This window comes from Dehalococcoidia bacterium (assembly GCA_028711995.1).
Taxonomy (GTDB): domain Bacteria; phylum Chloroflexota; class Dehalococcoidia; order SZUA-161; family SpSt-899; genus JAQTRE01.
The window spans coordinates 1-3,613 of record JAQTRE010000202.1 but is presented as its reverse complement, the minus strand read 5'-3'; the positions used below and the strand labels follow the sequence as shown (position 1 = coordinate 3,613).

The 3,613-nt window shown below is 52.0% G+C and carries 5 protein-coding genes; 2 read left to right on the top strand and 3 right to left on the bottom strand.

Going from position 1 to position 3,613, the window contains the following annotated elements:
- Positions 1-209 precede the first annotated feature (209 nt).
- Positions 210-551 (bottom strand): YbjQ family protein, encoded by a 342-nt coding sequence (locus tag PHV74_15455; GenBank protein MDD5095749.1) that lies wholly within the window; start codon positions 549-551, stop codon positions 210-212.
- A 532-nt stretch (positions 552-1,083) separates the two neighbouring features.
- Here PHV74_15455 and PHV74_15450 point away from each other — a divergent pair.
- Positions 1,084-2,079 carry a methyltransferase gene (locus PHV74_15450; protein ID MDD5095748.1) on the top strand — a complete coding sequence of 332 codons (996 nt, stop codon included), beginning with the start codon at positions 1,084-1,086 and terminating at the stop codon, positions 2,077-2,079.
- A 66-nt stretch (positions 2,080-2,145) separates the two neighbouring features.
- Complete coding sequence (locus tag PHV74_15445) at positions 2,146-2,712, top strand: flavodoxin family protein (GenBank protein MDD5095747.1); 567 nt, start codon at positions 2,146-2,148, stop codon at positions 2,710-2,712.
- A 51-nt stretch (positions 2,713-2,763) separates the two neighbouring features.
- Here PHV74_15445 and PHV74_15440 read toward each other — a convergent pair whose 3' ends face one another.
- Positions 2,764-3,054: a 3'-5' exonuclease gene (locus tag PHV74_15440; protein ID MDD5095746.1), complete on the bottom strand. Its 291-nt coding sequence runs from the start codon at positions 3,052-3,054 to the stop codon at positions 2,764-2,766.
- 113 nt (positions 3,055-3,167) lie between these two features.
- Positions 3,168-3,473, bottom strand: a complete 306-nt coding sequence (locus tag PHV74_15435; protein ID MDD5095745.1) for a hypothetical protein — start codon at positions 3,471-3,473, stop codon at positions 3,168-3,170.
- Positions 3,474-3,613: the final 140 nt, after the last annotated feature.

The following is a 3,613-nucleotide window of genomic DNA, read 5'->3' as shown; positions in this document are numbered from 1 at the left end:
GCTTGCTCTGCCAGCGGGCTCATGGCGTTCCAATAGCAACTTGTCCGGGGTGATGATACAGGTTCCGGTATCTGTCTTAAAGCTGAATTCCTTTGGTCTTCCCATGTGATTCTCGATGTCCTAAAAAATTCTGGAAGCAAAACCGCCCTCAACGAACAGGACGCGCTTGAGGTGGGGTTACCCGATGACCTCCTGGACGTTTACACCTCTCATTTGTTCTTTTCGATCAAAACTGCTGTTCCGTAACACAAGACTTCTGATACACCTCCCATCACTTGAGATGCATCGTATCGAACCCCGATGACAGCATTGTCGCCCTTTTCTTTTGCATGTTGAAGCATCATGGCAAAGGCGTCTCCTCTTGATTTCTCACACAACCCCGTAAACAAAGTGATGTTTCCACCGACAAGTGTTTGGAGTGAAGCCCCAATCGTCCCAAAGATTGACCGAGAGCGCACGACGATTCCTCTCACGACTCCGTATTCTTTTACCACCGTGTAACCCTCTAAAGAAAAGGCGGTCGTTGTCATAGTAACCATTGATTCTTCCATTGTTGATCCCTCCAGTAATTAGGATGTTGAATGACCATGGCAATCCTCAACAGAAAACAAATATCAACCGTGGCGACCGCTACCTATTTCCGCTCGAGCCATGGTCCTCTTTGACGGCCTGGTGATTACAGCATCGCTGGGTGCATTATATCACGCAATGCCGCGACGGTGACTGGCAACCCAAGCATGTGGCTATGTCATTGTATCGATCGGCTCAAAATACTTGATAACGACGCCGGTTGCGTGTTCGGCGAGTTCTGAGCACAACATTTCGAGCGGGAAGAGGGGATGTGCGGTCCTCCGGCAACTTGGAGGCTATCAGCATGCTCGTCAAGTGGCAGACTCGGTCAACCGAAGTGTGCCCCAACGAAAAGAGATTCGCGCTCGCAGTCCCCAAGTTTGAGACGTCAGCCTGATAGCCAGCCCGGGGCCCCAACCACACCTGCGACAGTCAACTCCAGTTTGTGGCATGGTACAATAACCAGAGACAGGTCACCCCTTTTCAGCGAAGATTACAACGAGGAGGCAGGTGATGCGAGAGAGCTTGGACTCCGAAATTCGCGGTTTCATGACCAGCAGGGTCATCCTCACTGCTGCAGAGCTGGACGTGTTCACCAGACTGGATGCTGAACCGCACTCCGCCGAAGAACTGTCCGCTTCCCTGGCTCTCAATGCAAGGGCAGCCACCAGACTCCTTGATTGCCTGGTGGCCTTTGATCTTCTTCGAAAAGAACAGGGGCGTTATCGGACAACGGAGCAGGGTTCTCGTCTTTCGGCTGCCAATCCGCATTCGATCCTTCCCTCGGTCAAGCATGCGGTTCGGCTATGGAACAACTGGAACCATTTGACGTCAGCCGTCAGAGACGGCTCTAATCCGACGTTGAATGCAGGTGTTCGAACTCTTTCCGATGAGGATGTACAGGCGTTCATCGGCGCCATGGACATCGCTGCCAGGGCACTTGCGCAAGACATAAGTCAGAAGTACAATGCGGGCCCATTTCAACAGTTGCTGGATGTGGGTGGAGGATCGGGCGCTTACACGATTGCTTTTCTCCAGCAAAATCCCCGGTTGCGCGCAGTCATCTTTGATCGCGCGGCTGTCATTCCCATTGCGAAGGAAAATGTCAGGCAGGCCAACCTTCAAGATAGGGTGAGCTTCGTGCCAGGCGATTTCTATGTGGATGAACTTCCCCGCCGTTGCGATCTGGTTCTGCTATCAGCCATTATTCACCAGAACAGCCCTGGTCAGAATTTGGGTCTTTTCCAAAAGATACATCGGGCGCTTGAAGCAGATGGCGTGTTGCTCATCCGTGACTGGGTGATGGAGTCATCTCGGACCAAGCCATTGGGTGGAACCATGTTTGCCCTGAACATGCTGGTCAGCACACCAAATGGCGATACTTACACCTTCGAGGAAATCAAAGCTAATCTGGAGGACGCCGGTTTTGGTGATGTGGAACTGTTGACGGCAGGCGGCGGGGAGAAGATGGACTCTCTCGTGCAGGCCAGAAAACATGAGTCTGCCTGATCACCGGCTTGGAAATCTCGAACTTCTTGGACAGGAAATAGACACACCCCATCAAGGAGGCTTTCAATGAACGTGATTGGTATCGTCGGCAGCCCGAGAAAGGGTGGCAACACCGAATTGTTGACCGCCCACACTTTGAAGTCAATCAGCGAAGAAGGCATAGACACCGAACTCGTTCGACTGGCAGGGCTGAACATCAGGTCCTGTAATGCCTGCATGTTGTGCCAAAAGGAAGAGCGTTGCTCCATCGACGATGACTTTTCCCCTGTATACCTGAAGATGAAACAGGCGGATGGGATAATTCTAGCTTCACCGGTGTACTATGGGTCAGCCTCAGCGCTCATTAAGGGGCTGATGGAGCGCGCCGGATACCTATCCCGCTGGAACGGTGAGGTGTTTCAAGGCAAGGTGGGTGGGCCATTGGTGGTGGCGCGACGTGCTGGTATGAATTTCACGTTTGCCCAATTGACCTTATGGTTTCAGATTCTCGGGTTCTGCATTCCCGGTTCTACCTATTGGAATGTAGCGCTTGGCCGCGACAAGGGCGAGGTTATGAAGGATGAGGAAGGACTCCAGACAGCCTGGAACTTTGGCAAGAACATGGCCTTTCTGATCAAGAAAGTGAGAGGTTGATATCGAACCCCGTAGATATTGAACGAGCGACCCACGTTGAGAGCGCCAGCTTCACCCCCACATCTGACGAATCCGTGCTCCAATGTCGACGCGAGGTGGCATCTCCTGGAGCACATCGGGTGCGCGATCGGGTTCCTCATGGTGGACTTCTTTCATCGAGGCGATGACTTCTCCGGTGAAAAAGCGACAAAGCTGAGCATAGCTATGGTAATCGGAAAGCCCAGCTGATTTGTGGTAGTATCGCAGGGGCCACAACACATACAGGAAGTCCTTGGCCCGGGTCATGGCCACATACGTCAGCCGCCGTTCCTCTTCGATCTGAGCATCGTCCCCGGTTGCCATTGAAGAGGACACCAGAACCTGCACTAAACAAGAATAGGATGGCACTCATCCCAAAGGGACAGCATCGATTTTCAATCGCCACTGGTATCGTCTCCAAAGTTGATTTGCAGGATTCAAGCCGACCGTTCCCTCTTCTCTCTCTCGTTCACCTCACGAATTGCTTCTGCGATGAGTCTATTGAAAAAAGCTGTGTATTGAGGTGGCGGCTCACTTTCGTAGTACCCCATAACCGTCTCCAGCTTCATTTCTCCCGGACCAGCCTCATATTGAGTGATTTCCAACTTAACGGTTTTTCGGGGATGCCCCGGCTCAAATTCACCGTGCTCTTTTCTGAACTTGATCATCCGGGGGTCCGATTGGTCTGTGATAACTTCCTGTCCAACGACTCGTGGGCTTTCGGGCAACTTCATCGCTCTCATTCACCCCTCTTGCTAATTGAGGCTGTTTAGTTTTGATTTCAGCCTCGACTTTGACTGATTTTGTAATGCCTTCACCCCCACGTATCTGGTAGAATCAACTCAGATTCAGATTGAGGGGGAGAATCCTCCATGAGAACAGC

Bases quoted from the DNA above. Each gene is read 5' to 3' on its own strand.
- PHV74_15445 (MDD5095747.1), top strand. From the start codon at position 2,146: ATGAACGTGATTGGTATCGTCGGCAGCCCGAGAAAGGGTGGCAACACC.
- PHV74_15440 (MDD5095746.1), bottom strand. From the start codon at position 3,054: ATGGCAACCGGGGACGATGCTCAGATCGAAGAGGAACGGCGGCTGACG.
- PHV74_15435 (MDD5095745.1), bottom strand. From the start codon at position 3,473: ATGAGAGCGATGAAGTTGCCCGAAAGCCCACGAGTCGTTGGACAGGAA.
- PHV74_15450 (MDD5095748.1), top strand. From the start codon at position 1,084: ATGCGAGAGAGCTTGGACTCCGAAATTCGCGGTTTCATGACCAGCAGG.
- PHV74_15455 (MDD5095749.1), bottom strand. From the start codon at position 551: ATGGAAGAATCAATGGTTACTATGACAACGACCGCCTTTTCTTTAGAG.